We start from the raw sequence: 24,810 nt of genomic DNA, 5'->3' as shown, positions 1-24,810 counted from the left end.
ATTAATATGTCACATTTAAAATGTCAACAACAAACTGTATAACACATTTTATTTCATCTCATCATATTCACCTTGTTTTTCCATTTTCCATCATACAATATCTTCTTCATACAGAAGCTTTACTCGATATATATGCCACAGCACATAATGTAATTGCACGTTTTCTTGAACTTTCATCCAAGAATGCAGCAAAAAATTCAATATACCCCAGGTTGCTATTTTAAACGATTGATATAATATGTAATCTCACTTTAAAAACGGTTTCAATTATATAACAATTAGGTAACAAGAAGCAGATTAAGCCGCCTCTCGTGATAAACTAAAGCTAGTTAACTACTGTTTATACAGAGGAGAAGATAGATGCGATATCGCGCGGTATTCCCCATGCTGATAATAGTATTTGCTTTATCGGGCTGTACGCTTTCCACCATCAATCCGATGAAAAAAAGCCGGATTGACAACATTCATCATACACAAATCCTGTTTTTTTCTGATGAGAACCAAATAGACCAGGAAGCGCCTTATTACGATGCACTGCTTGATTTAGAAAAAGATTATCCCGAGCAAATAGATAAAATGAAGGTCTATGATAAAAAAGAAGGCTGGGAAGATGAGATTGAAACTGTCCCTACCCTTATGGTTGTTGATCAGCGCCATGTCGTGGTGAAAATCGAGGGATGTGTGAAAAAGAAAGAAGACATCATTAAACCATTACAGCATGTGCTGTCAAAATAAAAAAACAGCCCTCGCTCAAAGCGGGGCTGTTTTTGATATGAAAATTATTTTACGATGTGAATCGGACTTCCGATTGCCACTTCAGCAGCTTCCATTGTGATTTCGCCCAATGTTGGGTGAGCGTGAATTGTCATTGCGATATCTTCAGCAGTCATGCCGCCTTCAATCGCTAAGCTTAATTCAGAAATCATATCAGAAGCACTTGCTCCGGCGATTTGCGCACCGATCACAAGACCGTCCTCTTTACGAGTGATCAGCTTCATGAAGCCGTCTGTTTCGTTAAGAGAAAGCGCGCGGCCGTTTGCTGCAAATGGGAATTTAGCAGCAACAATGTCAAGACCTTCTTCTTTCGCCTGTGCTTCAGTGTAACCAACTGATGCAAGTTCAGGCTCAGAGAAAACAACCGCAGGAATACCAAGGTAATCGATTTCTGCAGGCTCTCCAGCGATAGCTTCTGCAGCGATTTTACCTTCGTAAGATGCTTTATGAGCAAGCGGCGGTCCTTCGATGATATCACCGATTGCATAAATGTTAGGTACGTTTGTGCGGCACTGTTTGTCAGTTTTCACGATACCGCGGTCCGTCATTTCGATACCGACTTGCTCAAGACCAAGCTCATCAGTGTTTGGACGGCGTCCTACTGTAATCAATACGTAATCAGCATCAACAGTTTTTTCTTCGCCTTTTACTTCGAAAGTAACTGTTACGCCGTCTGGTCTTTCTTCAACGCCTTTAGCCATCGCGTTTGTATGGATTTCAACGTTGCCTTTTTTCTTCAGTCTGCGTGTAACGAGAGAACTCATTTGTTTTTCGAAGCCAGGAAGAATTTCATCTCCGCCTTCAAGAATAACAAGTTCAGTACCGAAGTTAGCATACGCAGTTCCAAGTTCAGTTCCGATGTATCCGCCGCCGATAACAACGAGCTTTTTAGGAATTTCTTTAAGAGCCAAAGCGCCAGTTGAATTCAGGACACGCTCACTATATTTGAAGTTTGGCAATTCGATAGGACGAGATCCAGTAGCGATGATTGCATTTTTGAACGTGTATGTTTGAGCAGAGTTCTCATCCATAACACGAACTGAATTGCTGTCTACAAAGTAAGCTTCACCTTTTACAACATCTACTTTGTTGCCTTTAAGAAGACCTGCTACACCGCCAGTAAGCTTGTTGACAACAGAAGCTTTCCATTCTTGAACTTTTGTGAAATCAACTGTTACATTTTCAGCAGTGATTCCCATGTCATCAGAATGTTTTGCATTCTCATAACGGTGACCTGCATTGATCAGCGCTTTTGAAGGGATACATCCAACGTTCAGACAAACGCCTCCAAGAGTTGCTTTTTCAACGACTGTTACTTTTTGTCCAAGCTGTGCAGCGCGGATGGCAGCTACATAGCCGCCAGGTCCCGCACCAATTACAAGAGTATCTGTTTCAATAGGGAAATCTCCTACTACCATAACATTACGCCTCCATTAAAATTAATTGTGGATCGTTCAGTAAACGCTTGATGTGATTTAATGCATTTTGCGCAGTTGCTCCGTCGATCATACGGTGGTCGAAGCTGAGAGAAAGAGCTAAGACTGGAGCTGCTACGATTTCGCCATCACGAACAATCGCTTTTTCTGCAATGCGTCCGATACCAAGAATCGCAACTTCTGGATGGTTGATAACCGGAGTGAACCATTGTCCGCCGGCAGAACCGATGTTTGTAATTGTGCAAGATGCGCCTTTCATTTCAGCTGGAGCAAGCTTGCCTTCACGAGCTTTTGTTGCAAGGCCATTGATCTCATCAGAAATTTCAAAGACAGATTTACGATCTGCATTTTTCACAACCGGTACAAGCAAGCCTTTTTCAGTGTCAGCAGCGATACCGATGTTGAAGTAATGTTTTTGAATAACTTCATCTGTTTTATCGTCAATTGACGTGTTTAAAACAGGGAATTTTTTCAGTGCAGATGTAAGAGCTTTTACAACGTAAGGCAAGTAAGTCAGCTTGATTCCTTGATCAGCAGCAACTTGTTTGAACTGTTTACGATGTGCAACAAGGTTTGTTACGTCCACTTCGTCCATTAACGTTACGTGAGGAGCAGTGTGTTTAGAGTTAACCATCGCTTTTGCAATTGCTTTACGGATACCGCTCATTTTTTCGCGTGTTTCTGGGAATTCGCCCTCTGGAGCTGGTGCAGCAGCCGGTTTAGCAGCTGTTTCTTGTGGTGCAGCTGTTTCTTGCGGTGCAGCTTCTTGCGCTCCTCCGTTTACAAAGCTGTCGATATCTTCTTTTACAACACGTCCGTTGTTGCCTGAACCAGTAACCTTACGGATGTCTACGCCTTTTTCACGAGCATATTTACGTACGGAAGGCATAGCGATCACGCGTTTGTTCGGGTCAACTTCAGCTTGATCCTGCTGCCCTGCGCCAGTAGCTTTTGCAGGCTCTTGAGCTTGCTCTTCTTTCGCAACGTCTTGTCCAGCTTCTGCAGTTGACTGAACTTGTGCTTCAGTTTTCGCATCGTCAGACTCGTCGCTGCCTTTAAATTGAAGATCTTCGTAACCAGGTGCATCAAACGTAATAATCGTTTGTCCAACAGTTGCAACCGTTCCCTCTTCAACTTTTAATTCTAATACTTTTCCTTTAACAGGTGAAGGAATTTCTACTACTGCTTTATCATTTTGGACTTCAGCCAGTACATCATCTTCGTCTACCTCGTCGTTAGGCTTGACAAACCATTTTACGATTTCGCCTTCGTGGATACCTTCCCCGATATCTGGAAGTTTAAATTCAAATGCCACAGTTCTCGACCTCCTAGTTTGATTAAGCAATTTTAAAGTTTACATCGTAAGCATTGAAAACAGATATATAATAGAGGGAAAACGTTCATCTTCCCTCTCGATTATGCAGTTTGATTAAAATTCAAGTACTTTTCTTGCTGTTTCAAGAACGTCTTTATGGTTTGGAAGCCATACGCTCTCCGCTTGAGAGAAAGGAAATACTGTATCTGGCGCTGCAACGCGAAGTACAGGTGCTTCCAAGCTCAGGATCGCACGGTCATTAATTTCTGCTACTACGTTTGCAGCAATACCGGCTTGTTTTTGTGCCTCTTGAACGACAATCGCGCGTCCTGTTTTTTCTACAGAAGCGATAATTGTATCGATATCAAGTGGGCTTACTGTACGAAGGTCGACAACTTCAGCAGAAATGCCGTCTTTTTCAAGCTCCTCAGCAGCTTTTAATGATTCATGAACCATTGCGCCGTAAGTGATGATTGAAAGATCAGTACCTTCACGTTTCACGTCAGCTTTTCCAAGCTCAATTGTGTATTCTTCTTCAGGAACTTCCTGACGGAAAGAACGGTAAAGCTTCATGTGTTCTAAGAAGACAACAGGATCATTATCTCTGATCGCAGAAATTAAAAGTCCTTTGGCATCGTAAGGAGTTGATGGAATCACAACTTTGATACCAGGCTGTTGTGCAACAAGACCTTCCAAGCTGTCAGCGTGAAGTTCAGGAGTATGAACACCGCCGCCGAATGGAGAACGAATTGTTACAGGTGAAGTCCAGCGTCCGCCAGAACGGTAGCGCATACGAGCCATTTGGCCAGAAACTGAATCCATTACTTCATAAACAAATCCGAAGAATTGGATTTCCATTACCGGACGGAAGCCGTTTAAGCCTAAACCAAGGGCAAGACCGCCGATACCAGATTCAGCAAGTGGCGTGTCAAACACACGGTCTTCACCGAATTCTTTTTGCAATCCTTCTGTCGCACGGAATACGCCGCCGTTTACACCAACGTCTTCTCCGAAAACTAAGACATTTTCGTCATTTTTCAGTTCTGTGCGTAACGCATCCGTGATTGCTTGAATCATTGTCATTTGCGCCATGGCTTACTTCGACTCCTTCTGTGTATAAATTTCAAATTGCTCCTCAAGGTTGTGAGGCATTTTTTCGTACATGATTTTCATTAAATCAGTTACTTTTTGCTTCGGTTCAGCATCAGCTTTTTTGATCGCTTGCTTAATTTCTTCTTTCGCATCCTCAATTACTTTTGCTTCTTCTTCTTCAGACCATAAGCCTTTGTTTTCAAGGAACGCACGGAAACGTACAAGCGGATCTTTTTGTTCCCACTCATTTTCGATTTCTTTTGTACGATATTTAGTAGGATCGTCACCAGCCATTGTGTGCGGGCCATAACGGAATGTAAGTGTTTCAATTAGTGTTGGACCTTCGCCGTTGATTGCGCGCTCGCGTGCTTCAGCAGTTGCTGCGTATACAGCAAGCGGATCCATTCCGTCTACTTGTACGCCGACAATACCGGCAGCTACAGCTTTTTGTGCAATTGTTTCAGCTGCAGATTGTTTTTCAACAGGAGTTGAAATCGCGTAACGGTTGTTTTGTACCACGAAGATCGCAGGTGCTTTATAAGCTCCGGCAAAGTTAATTCCTTCGTAGAAGTCCCCTTGAGAAGCTCCGCCGTCACCAGTGTAAGTGATTGCGACAGCTTTCTTACCGCGTTTTTTAAGACCTAGCGCAACACCGGCAGTTTGAATGTATTGAGCACCGATAATGATTTGTGGAGAAAGGGCATTCACATCATCAGGCATTTGGTTTCCTCTGAAATGTCCGCGAGAGAAAAGAAACGCTTGATATAATGGAAGGCCGTGCCAAATTAACTGAGGCACATCACGGTATCCAGGAAGAACAAAGTCTTCTTTTTCAAGCGCGAAATGCGTTGCAATCTGAGAAGCTTCTTGACCCGCAGTAGGAGCGTAAAATCCGAGACGTCCTTGACGGTTTAATGAGATAGAGCGTTGGTCAAGCACACGCGTAAATACCATGCGGCGCATTAGCTCTTTTAATTGATCATCAGTTAAATCAGGCATCGCCGCTTCATTCACGACTTCTCCCTTTTCATTTAAAATTTGGAACGTTTCGAACTGCTTTTTAATGGCATCAAATTGCTTCTTACTGTCAACGATAGCTTTTTTCGTTTTTGCAGCCATACTAAGTCACCTCTTCCTTTCTTTTAAACAGTCATTAGACGTGCATTCCTTTTATACATACAAACTTAGGGTACCCTAAAGTATCAGCAGTAAGTCGTATTATATTTTAGCCGATCCCCAGTTTGCCAAAACCTTTTATGTAGGATAGTTACACTCTGCTTTGAACTGTATTATTTCGAAGTTGTAAAAAACTAATACAACACCGCTTAACATGGATTAGTTTACACCAAATAAAGAAGAACCGTCAATCGTTTTCATCGCTGATTTTCAATAAATGTATTCGCTTTACATTTTCAACAAAAAAACAGATGCCAACCGCACCCAAAACTGTACTAGTATACCTTACTATGCTGTACTACAATAGAAATGAAAATTTTGAACGAAATCCGAATCGCATTTCATTCAAAAAAAGAGCTGATCGAGTCAGCTCTTTTTCACACGATAGCCTGCAGCATCATATAAATCTTCCCGGGCTTTATTATATTTTTCGGTTTGTTCATTAAATTCTCCGCTATATTTAAGGATCTTTTCATAAGAAGCATTGACTTTATCGATCTGCTGATCCAGATCATCTCTTGTCAAATCTTTGTCTTTCAGCTGCATATACAGTTTTTTATTAAGCTCAAGCGCTTTTTTATACTCTTTATACATAGTGCCATATGATGTATATCTTTTCTCCATATGGTTTGCTGCGGCATCGGCCTTTTCTTTTATGTCTTTTTCCTTAATATGTTCCGCTGACGTTTTTGCTTCCTCAAATTCCGTTTCCGATTTTTTCATGCTGTCATTTTCAAGCTTTAGGTGTTCTTCGCGCTTGCTGACATTTTCAAGCGCCTTATCAGATAAAGCAACAATTTTTTTATAATCATCCATATTGAGCTTCATAACACTATCGTAAAGCTGATTTTCTTTGGCCTCTAATTCTTTGAGTGTTTTTTGTTCTTCTTGAAACGGCTTTTCCGATTCCGCGGCTTTTTCTAATGAATGATGAAGTGAATCAACCGGGTCCTGTCCCATGCATCCTGTTAATATCAGTGCCATGGCACAAAAAGCTCCGATCTTCATTCCAGGCCGCCGTTTTATTGCGTCTTTCACGTTAAATCCCCCAATCTTGACAATTTCTACTATAGAATCCATGGGGACATTTGGCAATAGTCGTGCTGTATTAATGCAATACTGAAATTAAATCAAAAAAGTGAAAAATCAGGACAGATGACCATACAACTTTTTTGTTTTTACATAGGTTATATTAGACGCTATGCCTACTTATAAAGGCTCTGGCGTAATTAAAAGAGGAGGTTATGTAATATGTATGGATATGGTTACGGCGGAGGCTGCTGCAGTTATGGTGGTTACGGATATGGTGGCTACGGATATGGCTACGGCCGCACCTTTGCGCTAATCGTTGTTTTATTCATTCTGTTAATCATTGTCGGAGCTGCTTATTTAGGCGGAGGCTGTTGCTAACCACACAGCATGAAATTGACCAGCCATATACGGCTGGTCATTCGTTTCGTTGCACCTTTGTGAAGAAATCCGATATAATTTACATATTAAGCTTTAGGAGTGAAGTTTCTTGATTACTATGGAAAACATCGTACGTGACGGCCATCCAGCCCTCAGAGAGACTGCCGAACCTGTTGAGCTGCCTCCAACTGATGCAGAAAAACAGCAGCTGGCCGACATGATCGAATTTGTTAAAAACAGCCAAAATCCGGAATTAGCCGAAAAATACAAGCTGCGCCCTGGCGTAGGGCTCGCAGCTCCTCAAATTAATATCAAAAAACGAATGATCGCCGTTCATGCGGAAGATGCTTCCGGTAAATTATACAGCTATGCTCTGTTTAATCCTAAGATCGTCAGCCATTCAGTTGAAAAAAGCTACTTAACAAGCGGCGAAGGCTGCCTCTCTGTGGATGAAGCGATTCCCGGTTATGTTCCCCGCTATGCTCGCATCAGAGTAAAAGGAACAACACTAGAAGGCGAAAATATTGATATTCGTTTAAAAGGATTTCCGGCTATTGTGTTTCAGCATGAGATCGATCATTTGAACGGCGTTATGTTCTATGATCATATTGATAAGGAAAATCCTTTCAAAGAACCTGAAAATGCAATCGCAATTGAGCGCTAAAAGAAAAAACGGCTGGCACAATGCCAGCCGTTTCTTTATTTTAAAAGGCCCAATTCTTTGACAGCGTATGCAATTCCATCTTCGTCCACCGGCTTTGTTACAAAGTCCGCGATTTCTTTCAGTTCGGGAACAGCATTTCCCATAGCAACGCCTGTCCCTACATATTCAATCATTTGCAGATCATTTAATCCGTCGCCGAAAGCATATGTATCGCCGATATCAAACGGAAGACGCTCAATCACTTTTTTGATTCCTTCTGCCTTCGAACCTCCGTGCGGCAGAACATCAGTCGATAGCTCATGCCAGCGAACTAGATCAAACTCAGGAAAAGCGGCATAAGCTTTTTCTTCTTCATCCTGACAAAATAAAAGAAGCTGAAAAATTTCTTTTCCTTCATAAAAAAGGTCATCGGTCTCTGGGTAATCGGTTTTAAGGCTGCCGATTCCCTCGAGAACATGAGGGTGATCCGCAACAGTCGCTTTCATCGTGTCCTCGGCCATAAACACAACAGGATGCTTGCCTTCATCCGCCTGCTTTAATAATCGTCTGATTGCATCTTCAGGCAGCGGATTTTTATAAATCACTTGATTTTCAAAGACAACAAACTGTCCATTGTAGGAAATAAATGAGTGGATGCCCAGCTCCTCCAAAATCGGCTTAACCAAAAATGGAGACCGGCCGCTGGCAATAAACACATGATGCCCTTGGCGCTGCAGCTCCGCCACGGTTTTTCTTGTACTTTCCGGTATATTCTTATCATGATCATATATTGTGCCGTCAATATCAAAAAAGATTAATTTAGAATCCATCGCAACTTCCCCTTTATCGTCTTGGTCTGCAATTCCCACCCTCATCATACAAAAAGATTGTCATTCAGCAAACAATTTCGTTCAAAAATCATATTAAATTCCATTAATAACCACGAAAAGTCTTCCTCAATCTCCGTATACTATTTGTATAAAAGAACTCTGGGACAAATTTTTCATTTAAAGGAGGGACTGGCTAATGCTGCGTAAATTAAGAAAGAAACTCAGAAGACAATGGAACGGAATGCTCCGTAAGAAAGCAATTGCCTGACAAGGGATCTTTCACTTTTTGAGAGATCCTTATTTTGCTCAAGGCTTTCCTTATATTCCGTTTTCGAATATAATAGAATGAGCGAGTCTAACATACGGCATTTAAGGAGAGATTTGGAATGATTTATAAGGTATTTTATCAAGAGAAGGCTGACGAAGTACCTGTTCGGGAAAAGACAGATTCACTTTATATTGAAGGCGTATCTGAGCGTGACGTCAGAACAAAGCTGAAAGAAAAGAAATTTAATATTGAGTTTATTACACCTGTTGATGGTGCATTCTTAGAATATGAACAACAGAGCGAAAATTTTAAAGTATTGGAGTTATGAGCGGTATGAAATTTGTAAAAAATGATCAGACTGCTGTTTTCGCCCTCGGAGGTTTGGGCGAAATCGGTAAAAATACGTACGCGGTGCAATTCCAGGATGAAATTGTACTGATTGATGCGGGGATCAAGTTTCCCGAGGACGAACTGCTCGGAATTGACTACGTCATCCCTGATTATACGTATTTAGTCAAAAACGAAGATAAAATCAAAGGGCTTTTTATCACCCACGGGCACGAAGACCACATCGGCGGTATTCCATACCTGCTCAGACAAGTGAATATTCCTGTATACGGCGGAAAACTCGCGATCGGCTTACTTCGGAATAAACTTGAAGAGCATGGATTATTAAGACAGACGAAACTGAACATTATCGGCGAGGATGATATTGTAAAGTTCCGCAAAACGGCTGTGTCATTCTTCAGAACAACACACAGTATTCCGGATTCCTACGGCATTGTTGTAAAAACGCCGCCCGGAAACATCGTACATACTGGGGATTTTAAATTCGACTTTACTCCAGTCGGCGAGCCGGCAAACTTAACGAAAATGGCCGAAATCGGTAAAGAAGGCGTTTTGTGCCTTCTTTCAGACAGCACAAACAGTGAAAATCCGGAGTTTACCATGTCTGAGCGCCGTGTAGGAGAAAGCATTCATGACATTTTCCGCAAGGTGGACGGCCGAATTATCTTCGCTACATTTGCGTCGAATATTCACCGCTTGCAGCAGGTAATTGAAGCTGCTGTACAAAATGGAAGAAAAGTTGCCGTATTTGGACGCAGTATGGAATCGGCTATCGAAATTGGACAGACACTCGGTTATATTAACTGTCCTAAAAATACGTTTATTGAGCATAACGAAATCAATCGTATGCCTGCTAATAAAGTAACAATTTTATGTACAGGAAGCCAAGGGGAACCAATGGCGGCGTTATCAAGAATTGCAAACGGCACACACCGCCAAATTTCAATCAATCCTGGGGATACAGTCGTATTTTCTTCATCCCCTATCCCAGGCAACACAATCAGCGTGAGTCGAACAATCAACCAGCTGTATCGTGCGGGTGCTGAGGTTATTCATGGCCCTCTTAACGATATCCATACATCCGGTCACGGCGGACAGGAAGAACAGAAGCTGATGCTTCGTTTAATCAAACCTAAATTCTTCATGCCGATTCACGGTGAGTACAGAATGCAAAAGATGCATGTCAAACTTGCAACAGATTGTGGCATCCCAGAGGAAAACTGCTTTATCATGGATAATGGTGAAGTATTAGCGCTTAAAGGCGACGAGGCTTCAGTTGCAGGAAAAATCCCGTCCGGTTCAGTGTACATTGACGGAAGCGGTATCGGTGATATTGGCAATATCGTACTTCGTGATCGCAGAATTCTCTCTGAAGAAGGACTTGTCATCGTTGTTGTCAGCATTGACATGGACGACTTCAAGATTTCAGCGGGTCCTGATTTGATTTCCAGAGGATTTGTGTACATGAGAGAATCTGGCGACTTGATCAACGACGCTCAAGAGCTCATTTCAAATCACTTACAAAAAGTAATGGAACGAAAAACGACTCAATGGTCTGAAATCAAAAATGAGATTACAGACACGCTTGCACCTTTCTTGTACGAAAAAACAAAGCGCCGTCCAATGATCCTGCCGATCATTATGGAGGTTTAAAAAAAGAGGCACTCCCTAAGGGAGTGCCTCTTTTATTGCAGTGATATGTGTTGAAATGATTTTACATCGAATAAGCCCGTAGTCGTCATTTTAATATCAGGAATGACAGGCAACGCTAAAAACGACAATGTCAAAAATGGATTAAATCCGCCTGTGAAACCGATTAACGGCAATTTATCATGAAGCGTCAGCAAGCTTTGATTCACTTGCTCTGCAGATTGGTCGGATAATAACCCTGCAATCGGCAGCGGTACTGAATGGAGCTCTTCCCCATTTTTTATAATCGTTAATCCTCCGCCAATTTCCTGCAGCTTATTAACTGCCGCCGCGATATCCTCATCATTCGTTCCGACAGCAATAATATTATGGGAGTCGTGTGAAATGGTTGTGGCAATCGCTCCGCTCTTGAATCCAAAACCTTTCACAACACCAAGTCCGGTTTCTTTTAATCCTTTATGCCGCTCAACAACTGCAATCTTTAACAAATCAAGCTCAGTGTCAGGCTCAAATTCGCGGGCAACAGGAGCCGGAACTTGTACTAATCTTGTTTCAAGCTGATTTGGTATGATTTGAATGACATTGATCTGCTGCTCTGAATCGATTGGCATATGAAAATCCTGTTTGTTAAGAGGATCAGCAAGCTTAACAGAATCAAGCAGTGCCTGATCTGGTGCTGCAGTTGAAGCATAATCATGATAGACCGCTTTGCTGTCTTCAGCAACAGTCTGCCCTTTTACCATCGTCATTGTGACAGTGACATTTTCCAGATCAGATACAAAGAGCAAATCAGCGTCAAAACCCGGGGCAATCGCTCCCTTTGTATCTAATCCGTAGCATTCGGCCGCATTGAGGCTTCCTAATTGATAGGCTAAAAACGGATCAAGTCCGGCTTGAATCGCCATTTTCACCTGATGGTTTACACTTCCCTCTGACAATAAATCATCCACATGCTTATCATCCGTACAAAAAAAGAACCGGCGTGCGTTCTTTTCATTCACCGCCGGCAGCACATTGAGCGTGTTTTTGGCGACTGATCCTTCACGCATCATGACATACATGCCCCTTCTGATACGATCAAGGGCTTCTTCCTTCGATGTTACTTCATGGTCATTTAAGACAAATGCGGTTCTGTAAATGTTAATGAGGTCTGTTGATAAACCAGCTAAATGACCGTCTATCCGTTTTCCTGCAACACGGGCATCGAGCAGTTTCTGAACCATGTCTTCTTCAGCCTGCTGAACCGACACATAATCCATAACTTCAGCCAGCCCTAATACTTCTTCTTCTTCATAAAAAGGCTTGAGATCGGCAGCTTTGAGAATTGCGCCTGATCGCTCAAAACTTGCGGCAGGCACACTGGAAGGAAGCATAAAATGGATATTCAAAGGTGTATGCCGAGCTTGTTCAAGCATAAACACAATCCCTCTTTCACCAGACACATTTGCGATCTCATGCGGATCTGTAACAACCGTCGTCACGCCATGAGGCAACACTGCTTTAGCGAACTCAATCGGTGTAACCATTGATGACTCAATATGTACATGTCCATCAATAAAACCCGGAACAATCATTTGTCCCTCTGCATCAATAATATTTTCGCCTTCATACTCACCGAGGCCTACAATAACTCCATCTGTAATCGCAATATCTTCATATATCCATTCTTGATTATATACGTCCATGATTTTTCCGTTCCTAATGACGATATCAGCTTTTTGTCTTTTGGCTGAAGCATTCAGCCTATTGACTAGCGCTTCTTTATTCAAATAGGCCCCTCCTCTTTTTTATTATATGGTACAATATGCTATCGGAACGCCTGTGCTTAGTCAATGAAATTTTAAGAAATTGGCGCTCAGTTCATTAAAGTTGTTATATTCTGATAATATGAAAAACCGCCCTTTGAGGACGGCTTATTTGACTGCTATTTAGTATGAAGAACTCTTTTTTCAAAACGGGAGATGTCTGTAACTGATCCAATAACAATGAGTATATCTTCTTGGTGGATGACTTCGGTTGCAAGCGGTGATACGATGACTTCCTTGCCCCTTTTTATGGCTACGATATTAATACCGTATTTTGCGCGAATATCTAAATCGAGAAGTGTATTTCCAGCCAGGCGGCTGTTAGCTACGATTTCAACAAGACTATGCTCTTCAGACAGCTCCAAATAGTCAAGTACATTGTTGGACACGATATTATGCGCAATTCGTTTTGCCATATCGCGTTCTGGGTGGACGATGTGATCCGCGCCAATTTTAGACAGCACTTTTTCGTGATAATCGTTCTGCGCTTTAACTGTAATCGTATGGACGCCAAGTTCTTTCAGAATGAGTGTCGTTAAAATACTCGCTTGAATATTTTCCCCGATTGCTACAATAACGTGGTCAAAATTTCGCAGGCCTAAATTTTTCAGGACAGATTCGTCTGTCGAATCACCGATAACTGCGTGAGATGCAATCTTGGCATACTCGTTGACTTTATCTTCATCGATATCCATTGCCATAACCTCGACGCCTTCTTCGCTTAATGCTTTGCAAATACTGCCACCAAAACGGCCCAGCCCAATTACCGCAAATTCTTTTTTCATCGTGGTGCTCCTTTATATGACATGATATTGATCAAATTTTATCATATTCTTTTGTTACAGTGTTATCCTTTTGGCAGCGAATTCATATGCCGCTTGAGCTTTTCAGTAAACTCAGGCGACAAATACAGCTCCGCTCCGCGTTCGATTTCAATCTGATAGTGCTGAGGCGGGGCAATTTCCGCTTCTTTTTGGAGGACGAGAAAGGTTAAGCAGTCTTTGTAGTGCCTACCGCCAGCTTCAACGTCTACAAATGCCGGCCGATACGTAAGAGATTCGACGCCCTCCCTTTTATATAGATAGGAGAGAGCAGAATAAGGGATACGGTATAAAACGCCTTCTGTTGTTCCTCCGTCTTCCAACATGTCCGCTCTTGAACCGTCATCCCTTTTTAGCGTGAAGCGGGTTGTGTATCCTTTTAAAACAGCTCTTCCTACTGGATCTTGAAAATAGTGATCGACTCCCGCTTTTTGAAAGCGGGCATTATCCATGCATGATCCATAGGCAAAATAATAAATGGGATTTTTCGATTTGCTGATCATCTGATGTTCTTTCCAGTCGCCGCTGCTTATTTTCGTAAAGCCGGCAAACCCGTCTTTGTTCATAAAATAAATAAGCGCATTTTTAATCCCGACATCCGTTTCTACAAACACCGTTTGTTTATGATATCCTTGAAAAAATTGATCGAGCTTATGTATACACAATTCATCTGCTTCATATACTTCGCCGTATATATAGCCTTCACCATAAAAAACAGCTGTGGGCCCCTCTTTTGCAGCAAACAAACTTCCCTTTGTTCTCGCCTGCTCATTGATACATGCCGATTGTGCCAGCAAATGATGGTTTTTTTCATGCTTTCTTAATGTCCCGTATACAAACAGAAGCGAGTTCACTTTATTTTTCTCCTCTCAGCTGTCTGATTTTAAAGGCAAAACCACTTGAAAGACGCTGCCTTTTCCAGCTTCACTTTCGATTTTCAATTCCCCGTCATGTTCCTTCAGGATTCTCAAACAAATGGGAAGTCCCAGTCCAGTGCCCTTTTCTTTTGTTGAATAAAAAGGTTTGCCAATCTGCTTCAGCTTTTCCTGCGGCATGCCGTTTCCTTCATCCTTTACGCTTATCACTGCATGAGAGGCGGTTTTAGCAGTTGAAATGGTTACGACACCACCCTTTGGCATTGCCTCAATTCCGTTTTTAATGATGTTGATAAAGACCTGCTTCAGCTGATTTTCGTCTCCATTAATCATACAGCCATCTGTCTCTTTGAAATTTTTCTCTATGACGATATTGGACAGAATTGCATTGGTATCAAGCAATGTCGTGACTTGTTTCAAGATCTCATTAAGCTGGTGTGTTTTAAATCTGATTGCCTGCGGTTTTGCAAGCAGCAGCAGCTCGCTGAGCACTAAATCGATTCTTTTAATCTCTGAAAAGATGATGTCAAAATAGTCTTTTCTGTCCGGATATTGTGTTTTCATAATCTGGAGGAAACCACTGACAGATGTTAAAGGGTTTCTGACCTCATGAGCAATACCTGCGGCAAGTTCACTTGTGATTGATAGTTTCTGGGATTCCCTCGCCAGCCGTTCATTAATCTCAATGAGCTCATCTTCAGCCTCTTTCCGCTCAGTGATATCTGACATTGTACCCAGGCTGCCTGTAAATTGGTCATCCCGGTCATAGTAAAGTTTATAATGAACTTCTCCCCAAAAAATCGTGCCGTTCTTTGTCACGTATTTTGCCGTAAACATGCCAGAAGACGCTTTGTTTTGGATTTGGGTGTTAATGTGGTCGGCTACGTGCTTTTCTTTTATGAAGTAATCGTTATACATTGTTCCCATACATTCACTGATTGAAAAGCCGGTTATTGATGCCCACGCTTGGTTTAAATATGTAATTTCGCCTTTTGCATTCGTTTGAAATACGATTTCCTGCAAATTATCCATGATGCGGTTTTTTTCTTCAGAAAGCTGTTTATACTTCCATTCGTTATCCTTCATTTTCTTAACCAGCTGCTGTTTCTCATCAATATAATAAGCCAGCATCCAGACACTTACCAGCGTGACTGCAGTATACACAATATCAACAGGCCAATTAATCGGGTTTTTGCCTATAAAATAAAATAAATAATCCCAAAACATTATAAAAATCATTGCCAAAATGATGGAAATGATACGAGCTTGATATTTTCTCATATGACCACCTGCCGCTTGTGTTTCTCTACTTATTGTACCATTCTTCGACAAATAATTGAGTAAAATATGTAAAGTATCCCAAATCATTCATTACCAAATATCTTGATGTCTTATCTTAGGCGGCGGTAATCAAAAATTGGCACGCAAAAAAGGCGGAGATGACATCACTCCGCCTTTTTTAGCATAATTTTATTCTTTTAAAGCGGCTTGAATTTCTTCGAGAAGCAGCTGTGCACCCTCAGGGCTTAGCGTAATTTTACCGTTGCCGTATTCTTTATTTTCTGAAGTGATTTCTCCAGTCATTAAACAAACGCCATGAGGTTTGTACTTTTTCAAGATAATTTTATCTCCGTCAACAAAAAACTCAATGCTGTCTTTTATGGCAATATCCAATGCCCGTCTCAACTCAATCGGCATGACAATGCGGCCTAATTCATCTACTTTTCTCACAACACCTATTGATTTCATAAAAACCCTTCTTCCTTTAAATGTTTCTTTTCTCATGTAATGTTTTAAGGATGTACCTCAATATATCGTAGACGAATGAAACTTTGAAAAAGTTTCCCGCTTTCTATAAGAATTACAAGATATTTTTTCCATAAAACCGAAAAATGTATTACTTCTGTTACACAGTTCCTTGATTTTTTACAAAAACATTTCTTTACCGACGCACACCCCCAAAAATCGCAGTATTTCTGAGAAACTTTAAATGTAGAATCATATTAAATTAGGATAGAGATTGGGTGAAAACATGTTTCAATCAACTGAAATCGGGATTGACTTAGGAACAGCTAATATACTTGTTTACAGCAAAAATAAAGGGATTATCCTAAATGAACCATCTGTTGTCGCAGTGGATACGACGACAAAAGCAGTGCTTGCAATCGGAGCTGATGCGAAAAACATGATCGGTAAAACACCGGGAAAAATTGTCGCTGTCAGACCGATGAAAGATGGCGTGATCGCAGACTATGATATGACAACTGACCTGCTAAAGCACATTATGAAAAAAGCCGCAAAAAGCATCGGCATGTCGTTCAGAAAACCGAACGTAGTCGTTTGCACACCATCAGGCTCAACAGCAGTAGAACGCCGCGCCATCAGTGATGCGGTGAAAAATTGCGGCGCGAAAAACGTTCATTTAATCGAAGAGCCAGTTGCAGCCGCCATCGGAGCGGATTTACCGGTTGATGAGCCGGTTGCCAATGTGGTAGTAGATATCGGCGGAGGGACGACAGAGGTCGCTATTATTTCCTTCGGTGGCGTTGTTTCCTGCCATTCTATCAGGATCGGCGGAGACCAGCTTGATGAGGATATCGTTTCTTTCGTCCGTAAAAAATACAATTTGCTGATCGGCGAACGCACAGCTGAGCAGGTAAAAATGGAAATTGGCCATGCTCTGATTGAACATATACCAGAGGCAATGGAAATTCGGGGACGCGACCTCGTGACAGGTCTTCCAAAAACCATTATGCTTCAATCCAACGAAATTCAAGATGCAATGCGTGAATCCCTCCTGCATATTCTTGAAGCCATCAGAGCGACACTTGAGGACTGTCCGCCTGAATTGAGCGGAGATATTGTTGATCGCGGCGTTATTTTAACAGGCGGCGGCGCGCTCCTTAATGGAATTAAAGAATGGCTCACAGAAGAGATTGTCGTGCCTGTCCACGTGGCGCAAAACCCGCTTGAATCTGTAGCAATCGGCACAGGCCGTTCTTTAGAAGTGATTGATAAGCTGCAAAAGGCAATTAAATAGTCTTTCCCCGCAAAATTCTCACACGCGGCAAATTTCTTGCTTCTTTTTTCCTCACTTCCTTCATATTGTGGGAAATGGAGAAACGTTAAGGAGGAAACAGATGCTAAGAGATTTAGGAAGAAGAGTAGCGATCGCAGCCATTTTAAGCGGAATTATTCTTGGAGGCATGAGCATTTCTTTGGCAAATATGCCTCATTCGCCTGCAGGCGGCACTGTAAAACTGAATCATCCATAATATTGAAAAACCCAAGACGTGTCGTTTTGGGTTTTTCACTTTGGGCTCCTTCTTTCCTTTATAGGATCATATTTGATATGATGAGAAAAAAGCTTGGAGGAATGATTCATGGATTCATTTTCACAGAAATTAAATACATATGCACAGCTGGCGGTAGAAGTCGGCGTTAATGTCCAAAAAGGCCAGTATGTAGTCGTAAATGCTTCAACAGACGTTCGGGATTTTGTCCGTTTAATTGTAAAACACGCATATGAAAAGGGCGCAAAAAACGTCACCGTGAATTGGCAGGATGACGAAGTCGCCAAATTAAAATACGAACTTGCGCCGTTTGAAGCATTTGAAGAATATCCTGAATGGGAAGCAAAAGGCAGAGAAGAGCTTGCCAAAAATGGAGCTGCTTTCATTTCTGTTGTGTCGTCAAACCCAGACTTGCTAAAAGGTATAGATTCCAAACGGATTGCGGCATTCCAAAAAGCAGCAGGCAAAGCATTACATACATACAGACAATATATTCAATCAGACAAAGTCAGCTGGACTGTCGTAGGTGCGGCATCAGCAGGCTGGGCTCACAAGGTGTTTCCTGGCAAATCAGAGGAGGAAGCGATCCACCTTCTGTGGGAAGAAATTTTTAAAGCGACGCGCGTAAATGAAGACAACCCGGTTCAGGCGTGGATCAATCATGACCAAAATCTTCATGAAAAAGTTGACCATTTGAACGAGAGACATTACGCTGCCTTACATTATCAAGCTGAAGGAACTGATTTAACAATTAAGCTGCCTAGGAAGCATGTTTGGGCAGGTGCGGGAAGCGTGAATGAAAGCGGCCATGAGTTTATGGCCAATATGCCGACAGAAGAAGTGTTCACGCTGCCGCAAAAAGACGGGGTTGACGGTGTGGTATCAAGCACAAAACCATTAAGCTACGGCGGAAATATTATTGAAAATTTCACCCTGACGTTTGAAAATGGCCGTATAGTCGACATTAAAGCTGAAAAAGGTGAGGATATTTTAAAAGAACTGGTGGAAACAGATGAAGGTTCTCACTATTTAGGTGAAGTGGCACTTGTTCCTTACGATTCACCTATATCACAATCAAACATTCTTTTCTATAACACGCTGTTTGATGAAAACGCGTCAAATCATTTGGCGATCGGAAGCGCCTATGCCTTTAATATTGAAGGCGGAAAGCAGATGTCTCGTGAAGAGCTTGTCAAAGAAGGCCTAAATGAAAGCATTACACACGTGGACTTTATGATCGGTTCTAAGGATATGAATATTGACGGAATTACGGCAGACGGGAAAAGAGAGCCTATCTTCAGAAACGGAAATTGGGCTTTTTAAGTAAATAAAAGGAGGCTTTTCCGCCTCCTTTTTTTATTTTTCTGCTTCATACATTTGCAGATTCGCATAAACGGTTTCTAATACTGGTGCAGCGAGAGATAAACGTTTAGCTTTTTCAAGCAAAAATCCATGCAGGTGGTCGCCTTCTGTCGTTTGGCCGTTTTCCATATCCCGAAGCATGGAGGACTTCATATGATAAGACATGCTGGTCATCGTACGAAAGCTCTCTTCCTCAAGATCCGGATCAGCCGGAACACCTTCTTTTCGTAAAACGGCGCAAATTTCCCCAATAAGAGTTTGGGCCGTGTGACGTCCGGCTTCTGTGGCGAGGATTGGGCCAAGCGGTCGTTGAAATAACGTTGTGATCCCCGCTTGCGCTGCAATAAAGAGATACTTTTTCCAAATGTCCTTCTCGATATGCCCGCTAATGATGACTTCAGCCTTCACACCTGAAAATACCTCTTCAAGCGCTCTTATCCGCTCCGTACGCTCGCCGTTCCATTCTCCAAATACAAAACGATGTGATGCGCTCGTATGATGAATTTCTCCTTTGTTGTCTAAAGCACTTTCTATAAAACACAGGCCGCCCAGCACCTGTACTTTTGAAAATGCCGCAAATAGCTGCTCATAGTGGCGGTACCCATTTAAAAAAGGGATAATGACAGATTCCTGATGGATAAATGGTTTGACATCGTCTATCACTTGACCAAGCGAGTATGCTTTAGAAGCAATGATAACGACATCAAATTGCCCTGTTTCTCCGGCACTGATTAGTTCGGGCTGAAATGATACATTCCCTTTTTCACTATGGATGACAAGCCCGGTTTTTTTCAGCTGCTCAGCTCGTTTTTGGCGCACGAGAAATGTCACATCATTTCCTTTCTCCGAAAGCCGTCCGCCAATATACCCACCTACTCCACCTGCTCCGACAACCAAAAATTTCATGTTGTGATCTCCTTTCATATTTAGGTATCAAAAAAAGCAGAGAAATCTCTGCTTTTTTTATTCCGCGTATAGTTCAGTCAATTTTTTCTGCACATCAGCATTTTCAAGGAACTCATCATAGCTCATTTGCTTATCGACGATGCCGTTAGGTGTAATTTCTATAATTCTGTTGGCAATGGTCTGCACAAACTGATGGTCATGGGAAGTAAACAGCATAGCGCCTTTAAAGCTGATTAAGCCGTTATTGAGCGCTGTAATGGACTCTAGGTCTAAATGGTTAGTTGGCTCATCCAAAATTAAAATATTGGCGCCAGAAAGCATCGCTTTCGACAGCATACAGCGGACCTTTTCTCCCCCGGAGAGTACGTTTGCTTTTTTGTGGACTTCCTCTCCAGAGAACAGCATGCGTCCTAAGAAGCCGCGTAAAAAGCTCTCACTTTGGTCGTGCGGAGAATATTGGCGAAGCCAGTCTACAAGGTTCAGATCACTGCCTTCGAAATATTCGCTGTTGTCTTTTGGAAAATACGCCTGAGATGTGGTAACACCCCATTTAAACGTTCCGCTGTCAGCTTCCATTTCCCCGGAAATGATTTTAAACAGCGTAGTAACAGCAAGTTCGTTTCGGCCAGTGAAAGCAATTTTATCTTCTCGATTCATAATAAAGCTGACATTGTCAAGCACCTTTACGCCATCGATTGTTTTTGTTAAGCCTTCCACGCGAAGAACATCATTTCCGATTTCCCGTTCCGGCGTGAAGTTAACATAAGGATAGCGGCGGGAAGACGGTTTAATATCATCCAGCGTGATTTTTTCGAGAAGTTTCTTTCTTGATGTAGCCTGCTTAGATTTAGACGCATTGGCGCTGAATCTAGCGACAAACTCTTGAAGCTGTTTAATCTGCTCTTCTTTTTTCTTGTTCGCTTCTTGAGAAAGCTTTAACGCCAGTTGGCTTGACTCGTACCAGAAATCATAGTTTCCGACATAGATTTGAATTTTGTTAAAATCAAGGTCGGCAATGTGCGTACATACTTTATTTAAGAAGTGACGGTCATGGGATACGACAATAACTGTGTTTTCAAAGTTAATCAGAAACTCTTCAAGCCACTGGATTGCCTGAAGGTCCAAGTGGTTCGTCGGCTCATCGAGGAGCAGAACATCCGGCTTGCCGAATAATGCCTGCGCCAAGAGAACTTTTACCTTCTCCGAACCGCCGAGGTCTGCCATCTTTTTTGTGTGCAGATCTTCTGAGATACCAAGGCCTTTTAACAGGATCGCAGCTTCACTTTCCGCTTCCCAACCGTTCAGTTCCGCAAATTCACCTTCTAGCTCAGCAGCACGAATCCCATCCTCATCTGAGAAATCAGGCTTCATGTAAATAGCATCTTTCTCCTGCATGACTTCATACAGGCGTTTGTGGCCCATAATGACCACTTTCAGCACTTCATACTCTTCGTACTCAAAATGGTTCTGCTTCAAGACGGCAAGACGCTCGCCAGGACTCATATGCACGTCGCCTGTCTGAGGCTCGATTTCACCTGACAGCACCTTTAGAAACGTTGATTTACCGGCACCGTTTGCACCAATTAACCCATAGCAGTTGCCTGGGGTAAATTTAATATTAACATCTTCAAATAACTTGCGATCCGCAAACCGCAAGCTTACATTATTTACAGCAATCATTTATTATCCTCCATCATGTCTATCATCAATAAAAGTATACCATGAATGCAGGGCAAGAGAAATGATTCCCTGATAAAACAGAGAGAAAACACTTATACACCCAAACCAGCCAGCTGTGTTACAATTAAAGAGAGAGAATGCATCCGCTCGGAAAATTACACACTCTCATGGAGGAACACGTTGAGGCTTTTAACACTTACTGAATATTGCTTACTGATCTTTTTTACGGGCTTTTACCTTGCCGTAACAGGCTTTACCGCCAAAGATATTGGCTTATATATAGGCATAGCCCTTATTTACATATTTTCACACATTTTTTCTAAACGGCTTTTAGAAAAGCGCGGAAAAGAGAACAAACAGGTTCACCTTTTCTTCAGTGTGCTAGCTATTATCGGTTCAGTGTTCATCACGGTTTTATGCATTGCATTGGTCGCTTCTTTTTCAAAATAAAAACGCCTGCTGTCCTAGGCCAGCAAGGCGTTTTTATTTTGTTTGACGCATTTCGTTAAACGGGAAAAAGACAAACTTCGATGTGCCGACAATTCGATCTTCCGCGATCAGTCCCAGCCCGTTTCGGCTGTCCATAGAATTTAGCCGGTTATCTCCCATGACAAAGTATTTGCCTTTCGGAACCTTAACCGGTCCAAAGTCTCCTGTCAGACTGACACCAAGTTTTTCTGCTTCCTTCTTGTTTTTAGACAAGTAAGGCTCGGCTACTTTTTTACCGTTTATATAAAGCGTGTCATCCTTCATTTGAACGGTTTCTCCAGGCTTTCCGATCAATCTTTTTACATAATGGATTTTAGAAGTTTCACCGTTGATAATAACGATATCTCCGCGCTTCAGCTCGCCGATATAGTTGACTGTTTTATTCACAAACAGCCTTTCTCCGTCATGTAATGTGGGATACATAGATGAACCTTCAACTAAATACGGTTCAAACAAAAAGTGACGGATCAGGAGAGCCAGCAGAACAGCGATGACAATCGCTTTACCCCATTCCAGGTACGTATTGGTTTTTTTCTTCGCCGTTTTCTCAGTATTCGTATTTTTTTCCTCGGTCAAAGTGTTTCCTCCTAGACAATTGCTATGTCAGTTGTTTCTCTTCTTTTACTTTATCATAAAAAAGAATAAAATACATAACTTAACCGCGCTCCCTGCCGGCCGGATAAGAAAAAGCGTCCTTTCGAACCAAGGACGCTTTTTTTCTTATTTTTCTGTAACAGGTTTTTTGACGATACCGAGGATAATTGCCATCACGACAGCACCGATCACGATACTTAAAAGGTAAAGCATCGGATGGTTTGTAATGAAAGCTACGAATACTCCTCCATGAGGCGCCGGAAGCGTTACTCGGAAGAATTCAGTTAATCCGCCGGCAACAGCTGCACCGACTACAGCAGCTGGTATGACGCGAAGCGGATCAGCCGCAGCAAATGGGATCGCTCCCTCTGTTACGAAAGCAGCTCCCATGAAATAGCATGTAATACCAGCTTCACGGTCACGCTGAGTGAATTTGTTTCTGAAAATGGTTGTTGCAAGTGCGATACCAAGCGGAGGAACCATACCGCCGGCCATGATTGCTGCATGAGGCGCATAGTTGCCTGCATCGATCATGGCGATACCGAACGTAAAGGCTGCTTTATTAAGCGGGCCACCCATATCGATCGCCATCATGCCGCCCAAGATAATACCCATTAACACAAGATTTCCAGTACCAAGGCTTTCAAGCCAGTTTGTTAAGAAATTCATAAATGCCGCTACAGGTGTATTGACGACAAATTGCATTAATACGCCAGTGATAAAAATACCGAACAGCGGGTAAATCAAAACAGGTTTTAATCCATCAAGTGACTGAGGGATAAACGTAAATACTTTTTTCAGTAAAATCACGACATAACCGGCAAGGAACCCGGCAATTAAGCCGCCTAAGAATCCAGCATTCGCTTGAGTAGCCATAAAACCGCCGACCATACCAGGCGCAAAACCAGGACGATCTGCAATACTCATCGCAATGAAACCGGCCAGAACTGCAACAATGAGTTTTAATGCATTGTCGCCGCCGATAAAGTTTAATGCTGCTGCAAACGTGTTGTAGCTAGGATCATTCGGATCAGCAGAGTGAATTCCCCAGAAGAATGAAATCGCAACGAGAATACCGCCGCCGACTACGAACGGAAGCATGTTGCTGACACCGCTCATCAGGTGCTTATAAAACGCGTTTCCGATACCGCTTCCAGACTTGCCTCTCGCTTCTTCATCATCGTTTGAAGCTGCTGAACCGCCGCCGCTGCCTTGATAAATCGGCGCATCTTGATTCATCGCTTTTTCGATAAGCTCTTGCGGACGTCTGATACCCGCCGTTACAGGAACTTGAAGTACGCGCTTGCCTTTAAAACGTTCCATTTCAACCTGCTTGTCCGCTGCGACAATGATTGCAGGGGCATCTTCGATTTCTTGGGCAGTGAGCTTGTGCTTAATGCCGCTTGACCCATTTGTTTCGACCTTAATTTCCACTCCAAGCTCTTTCGCTTTTTCTTTAAGGGCATCCGCAGCCATGAATGTATGGGCAATACCTGTCGGACATGCAGTAACCGCTAAAATTTTTCCTTTTCCGGCAGGTGCTGGTGCCGCTTCTTCTTCTTCTTCCTCTTCGTCATCATCTTTATCGTGCTGATTAATAATGTCGATGATGGCATCTTCAGACTCAGCTTCAAGGAGCTGCTTACGGATTTCTTCACGCATTAACAGCGTTGAAAGTCTTGACAATGCTTCAAGGTGAGTGTTGTTTGCGCCTTCAGTCGCCGCGATCATGAACACTAAGTGAGCCGGCTGGCCGTCTAATGATTCATAATCGACGCCGTCTTTTGAACGTCCGAACGCGATCGCCGGGTTGATAACGCTTGCCGTTTTCGCATGGGGGATAGCGATTCCTTCACCGATACCCGTGGAGCTTTGGCTTTCGCGATTTAAAATGGCTTCTTTATAGGCTTGTCGGTCATTTAACTTTCCAGCCTTATCAAGAACAGTGACCATTTCGTCAATAACATTTTCTTTTTCTTTGCTCTCAATATTAAGCTTTATCGTATGCTTCGTTAAAAGCTCAGTTATTTTCACTTGTGTTTC

At 42.4% G+C, this 24,810-nt stretch carries 24 protein-coding genes; 9 read left to right on the top strand and 15 right to left on the bottom strand.

What is annotated here, in order from left to right; translation table 11 throughout:
• Positions 1–360: 360 nt before the first annotated feature.
• On the top strand, positions 361–735 hold the full coding sequence (gene slp / locus M1D65_RS07875) for a peptidoglycan-associated lipoprotein Slp (RefSeq protein WP_003245672.1): 375 nt from the start codon (positions 361–363) through the stop codon (positions 733–735).
• Between the two features lie 44 nt (positions 736–779).
• Here the strand turns inward: slp and lpdA are convergent, their stop codons facing one another.
• From lpdA to M1D65_RS07850, 5 genes are all read right to left on the bottom strand, one after another.
• Complete coding sequence (gene lpdA, locus M1D65_RS07870) at positions 780–2,192, bottom strand: dihydrolipoyl dehydrogenase (RefSeq protein WP_003232309.1); 1,413 nt, start codon at positions 2,190–2,192, stop codon at positions 780–782.
• Positions 2,193–2,196: 4 nt separating this feature from the next.
• Complete coding sequence (gene pdhC, locus M1D65_RS07865; RefSeq protein WP_003232311.1) at positions 2,197–3,525, bottom strand: pyruvate dehydrogenase complex dihydrolipoyllysine-residue acetyltransferase; 1,329 nt, start codon at positions 3,523–3,525, stop codon at positions 2,197–2,199.
• 114 nt (positions 3,526–3,639) lie between these two features.
• On the bottom strand, positions 3,640–4,617 hold the full coding sequence (gene pdhB, locus M1D65_RS07860) for a pyruvate dehydrogenase complex E1 component subunit beta (protein WP_014113660.1): 978 nt from the start codon (positions 4,615–4,617) through the stop codon (positions 3,640–3,642).
• A 3-nt stretch (positions 4,618–4,620) separates the two neighbouring features.
• Complete coding sequence (gene pdhA, locus M1D65_RS07855) at positions 4,621–5,736, bottom strand: pyruvate dehydrogenase (acetyl-transferring) E1 component subunit alpha (protein WP_003222294.1); 1,116 nt, start codon at positions 5,734–5,736, stop codon at positions 4,621–4,623.
• Between the two features lie 423 nt (positions 5,737–6,159).
• Complete coding sequence (locus M1D65_RS07850) at positions 6,160–6,831, bottom strand: YkyA family protein (RefSeq protein ID WP_021479365.1); 672 nt, start codon at positions 6,829–6,831, stop codon at positions 6,160–6,162.
• 213 nt (positions 6,832–7,044) lie between these two features.
• On the opposite strand from M1D65_RS07850, the gene M1D65_RS07845 reads away from it, so the two are divergent.
• Positions 7,045–7,203: a YjcZ family sporulation protein gene (locus M1D65_RS07845; RefSeq protein ID WP_014476697.1), complete on the top strand. Its 159-nt coding sequence runs from the start codon at positions 7,045–7,047 to the stop codon at positions 7,201–7,203.
• A gap of 109 nt (positions 7,204–7,312) precedes the next feature.
• Positions 7,313–7,867, top strand: a complete 555-nt coding sequence (gene def / locus M1D65_RS07840) for a peptide deformylase (protein WP_003245474.1) — start codon at positions 7,313–7,315, stop codon at positions 7,865–7,867.
• 35 nt (positions 7,868–7,902) lie between these two features.
• Here def and M1D65_RS07835 read toward each other — a convergent pair whose 3' ends face one another.
• The gene (locus M1D65_RS07835; RefSeq protein WP_015252170.1) at positions 7,903–8,676 is read right to left on the bottom strand and encodes a Cof-type HAD-IIB family hydrolase; all 774 of its coding nucleotides are present in this window, start codon (positions 8,674–8,676) and stop codon (positions 7,903–7,905) included.
• A gap of 386 nt (positions 8,677–9,062) precedes the next feature.
• Between M1D65_RS07835 and rnpZA the strand changes: the two genes are divergently transcribed.
• Together rnpZA and rnjA are read left to right on the top strand one after the other, a co-directional pair.
• A complete protein-coding gene (rnpZA, locus tag M1D65_RS07830; protein ID WP_003222303.1) occupies positions 9,063–9,272 on the top strand; it encodes an RNA polymerase subunit omega 1 in 210 nt (69 codons plus the stop codon).
• 5 nt (positions 9,273–9,277) lie between these two features.
• Positions 9,278–10,945: a ribonuclease J1 gene (gene rnjA, locus M1D65_RS07825; protein WP_003245660.1), complete on the top strand. Its 1,668-nt coding sequence runs from the start codon at positions 9,278–9,280 to the stop codon at positions 10,943–10,945.
• A gap of 32 nt (positions 10,946–10,977) precedes the next feature.
• On the opposite strand, the gene ade is transcribed toward rnjA, so the two are convergent.
• The 5 genes from ade to abhA all read right to left on the bottom strand — a co-directional run bounded on the left by ade (position 10,978) and on the right by abhA (position 16,192).
• The gene (ade, locus tag M1D65_RS07820; protein WP_456270829.1) at positions 10,978–12,711 is read right to left on the bottom strand and encodes an adenine deaminase; all 1,734 of its coding nucleotides are present in this window, start codon (positions 12,709–12,711) and stop codon (positions 10,978–10,980) included.
• A 155-nt stretch (positions 12,712–12,866) separates the two neighbouring features.
• Entirely contained in the window at positions 12,867–13,532 is a 666-nt protein-coding gene (gene ktrC, locus M1D65_RS07815) for a Ktr system potassium transporter KtrC (protein WP_003222311.1), read from the bottom strand.
• Between the two features lie 62 nt (positions 13,533–13,594).
• Entirely contained in the window at positions 13,595–14,422 is an 828-nt protein-coding gene (locus M1D65_RS07810; RefSeq protein WP_041850869.1) for a gamma-glutamylcyclotransferase, read from the bottom strand.
• Positions 14,423–14,437: 15 nt separating this feature from the next.
• Positions 14,438–15,724, bottom strand: coding sequence for a two-component sensor histidine kinase KinC (kinC, locus tag M1D65_RS07805; protein WP_021479369.1), 1,287 nt, complete (start codon positions 15,722–15,724; stop codon positions 14,438–14,440).
• 189 nt (positions 15,725–15,913) lie between these two features.
• Positions 15,914–16,192 (bottom strand): transcriptional regulator AbhA, encoded by a 279-nt coding sequence (abhA, locus tag M1D65_RS07800; RefSeq protein ID WP_003244728.1) that lies wholly within the window; start codon positions 16,190–16,192, stop codon positions 15,914–15,916.
• Positions 16,193–16,475: 283 nt separating this feature from the next.
• Between abhA and mreBH the strand changes: the two genes are divergently transcribed.
• The 3 genes from mreBH to M1D65_RS07785 all read left to right on the top strand — a co-directional run bounded on the left by mreBH (position 16,476) and on the right by M1D65_RS07785 (position 19,059).
• Positions 16,476–17,483, top strand: a complete 1,008-nt coding sequence (gene mreBH / locus M1D65_RS07795) for a cell shape-determining protein MreBH (protein WP_003245743.1) — start codon at positions 16,476–16,478, stop codon at positions 17,481–17,483.
• A 100-nt stretch (positions 17,484–17,583) separates the two neighbouring features.
• Positions 17,584–17,718 carry a protein YkpC gene (locus M1D65_RS07790; protein WP_003238865.1) on the top strand — a complete coding sequence of 45 codons (135 nt, stop codon included), beginning with the start codon at positions 17,584–17,586 and terminating at the stop codon, positions 17,716–17,718.
• 108 nt (positions 17,719–17,826) lie between these two features.
• A complete protein-coding gene (locus M1D65_RS07785) occupies positions 17,827–19,059 on the top strand; it encodes an aminopeptidase (RefSeq protein WP_003232341.1) in 1,233 nt (410 codons plus the stop codon).
• Between the two features lie 33 nt (positions 19,060–19,092).
• Here the strand turns inward: M1D65_RS07785 and M1D65_RS07780 are convergent, their stop codons facing one another.
• Complete coding sequence (locus tag M1D65_RS07780; RefSeq protein ID WP_064671340.1) at positions 19,093–20,004, bottom strand: ketopantoate reductase family protein; 912 nt, start codon at positions 20,002–20,004, stop codon at positions 19,093–19,095.
• A gap of 57 nt (positions 20,005–20,061) precedes the next feature.
• The gene (locus M1D65_RS07775) at positions 20,062–21,684 is read right to left on the bottom strand and encodes an ABC-F family ATP-binding cassette domain-containing protein (protein ID WP_003232344.1); all 1,623 of its coding nucleotides are present in this window, start codon (positions 21,682–21,684) and stop codon (positions 20,062–20,064) included.
• Between the two features lie 180 nt (positions 21,685–21,864).
• Between M1D65_RS07775 and M1D65_RS07770 the strand changes: the two genes are divergently transcribed.
• Positions 21,865–22,134 carry a hypothetical protein gene (locus M1D65_RS07770; RefSeq protein ID WP_003232345.1) on the top strand — a complete coding sequence of 90 codons (270 nt, stop codon included), beginning with the start codon at positions 21,865–21,867 and terminating at the stop codon, positions 22,132–22,134.
• Positions 22,135–22,167: 33 nt separating this feature from the next.
• Here the strand turns inward: M1D65_RS07770 and sipT are convergent, their stop codons facing one another.
• Positions 22,168–22,749, bottom strand: a complete 582-nt coding sequence (gene sipT / locus M1D65_RS07765) for a signal peptidase I sipT (protein WP_003232348.1) — start codon at positions 22,747–22,749, stop codon at positions 22,168–22,170.
• Between the two features lie 144 nt (positions 22,750–22,893).
• Entirely contained in the window at positions 22,894–24,801 is a 1,908-nt protein-coding gene (locus M1D65_RS07760) for a PTS fructose transporter subunit IIABC (protein WP_038829599.1), read from the bottom strand.
• Positions 24,802–24,810: the final 9 nt, after the last annotated feature.

The organism is Bacillus sp. JZ39 (genome assembly GCF_053903145.1).
This window is presented reverse-complemented; position numbering and strand designations above follow the sequence as displayed.

Excerpts from the sequence above, each read along its gene's own strand:
- slp (WP_003245672.1), top strand. The coding sequence starts at position 361 with ATGCGATATCGCGCGGTATTCCCCATGCTGATAATAGTATTTGCTTTA.
- lpdA (WP_003232309.1), bottom strand. The coding sequence starts at position 2,192 with ATGGTAGTAGGAGATTTCCCTATTGAAACAGATACTCTTGTAATTGGT.
- pdhB (WP_014113660.1), bottom strand. The coding sequence starts at position 4,617 with ATGGCGCAAATGACAATGATTCAAGCAATCACGGATGCGTTACGCACA.
- pdhA (WP_003222294.1), bottom strand. The coding sequence starts at position 5,736 with ATGGCTGCAAAAACGAAAAAAGCTATCGTTGACAGTAAGAAGCAATTT.
- M1D65_RS07845 (WP_014476697.1), top strand. The coding sequence starts at position 7,045 with ATGTATGGATATGGTTACGGCGGAGGCTGCTGCAGTTATGGTGGTTAC.
- M1D65_RS07835 (WP_015252170.1), bottom strand. The coding sequence starts at position 8,676 with ATGGATTCTAAATTAATCTTTTTTGATATTGACGGCACAATATATGAT.
- rnpZA (WP_003222303.1), top strand. The coding sequence starts at position 9,063 with ATGATTTATAAGGTATTTTATCAAGAGAAGGCTGACGAAGTACCTGTT.
- rnjA (WP_003245660.1), top strand. The coding sequence starts at position 9,278 with ATGAAATTTGTAAAAAATGATCAGACTGCTGTTTTCGCCCTCGGAGGT.
- ktrC (WP_003222311.1), bottom strand. The coding sequence starts at position 13,532 with ATGAAAAAAGAATTTGCGGTAATTGGGCTGGGCCGTTTTGGTGGCAGT.
- kinC (WP_021479369.1), bottom strand. The coding sequence starts at position 15,724 with ATGAGAAAATATCAAGCTCGTATCATTTCCATCATTTTGGCAATGATT.
- abhA (WP_003244728.1), bottom strand. The coding sequence starts at position 16,192 with ATGAAATCAATAGGTGTTGTGAGAAAAGTAGATGAATTAGGCCGCATT.
- mreBH (WP_003245743.1), top strand. The coding sequence starts at position 16,476 with ATGTTTCAATCAACTGAAATCGGGATTGACTTAGGAACAGCTAATATA.
- M1D65_RS07790 (WP_003238865.1), top strand. The coding sequence starts at position 17,584 with ATGCTAAGAGATTTAGGAAGAAGAGTAGCGATCGCAGCCATTTTAAGC.
- M1D65_RS07785 (WP_003232341.1), top strand. The coding sequence starts at position 17,827 with ATGGATTCATTTTCACAGAAATTAAATACATATGCACAGCTGGCGGTA.
- M1D65_RS07780 (WP_064671340.1), bottom strand. The coding sequence starts at position 20,004 with ATGAAATTTTTGGTTGTCGGAGCAGGTGGAGTAGGTGGGTATATTGGC.
- M1D65_RS07775 (WP_003232344.1), bottom strand. The coding sequence starts at position 21,684 with ATGATTGCTGTAAATAATGTAAGCTTGCGGTTTGCGGATCGCAAGTTA.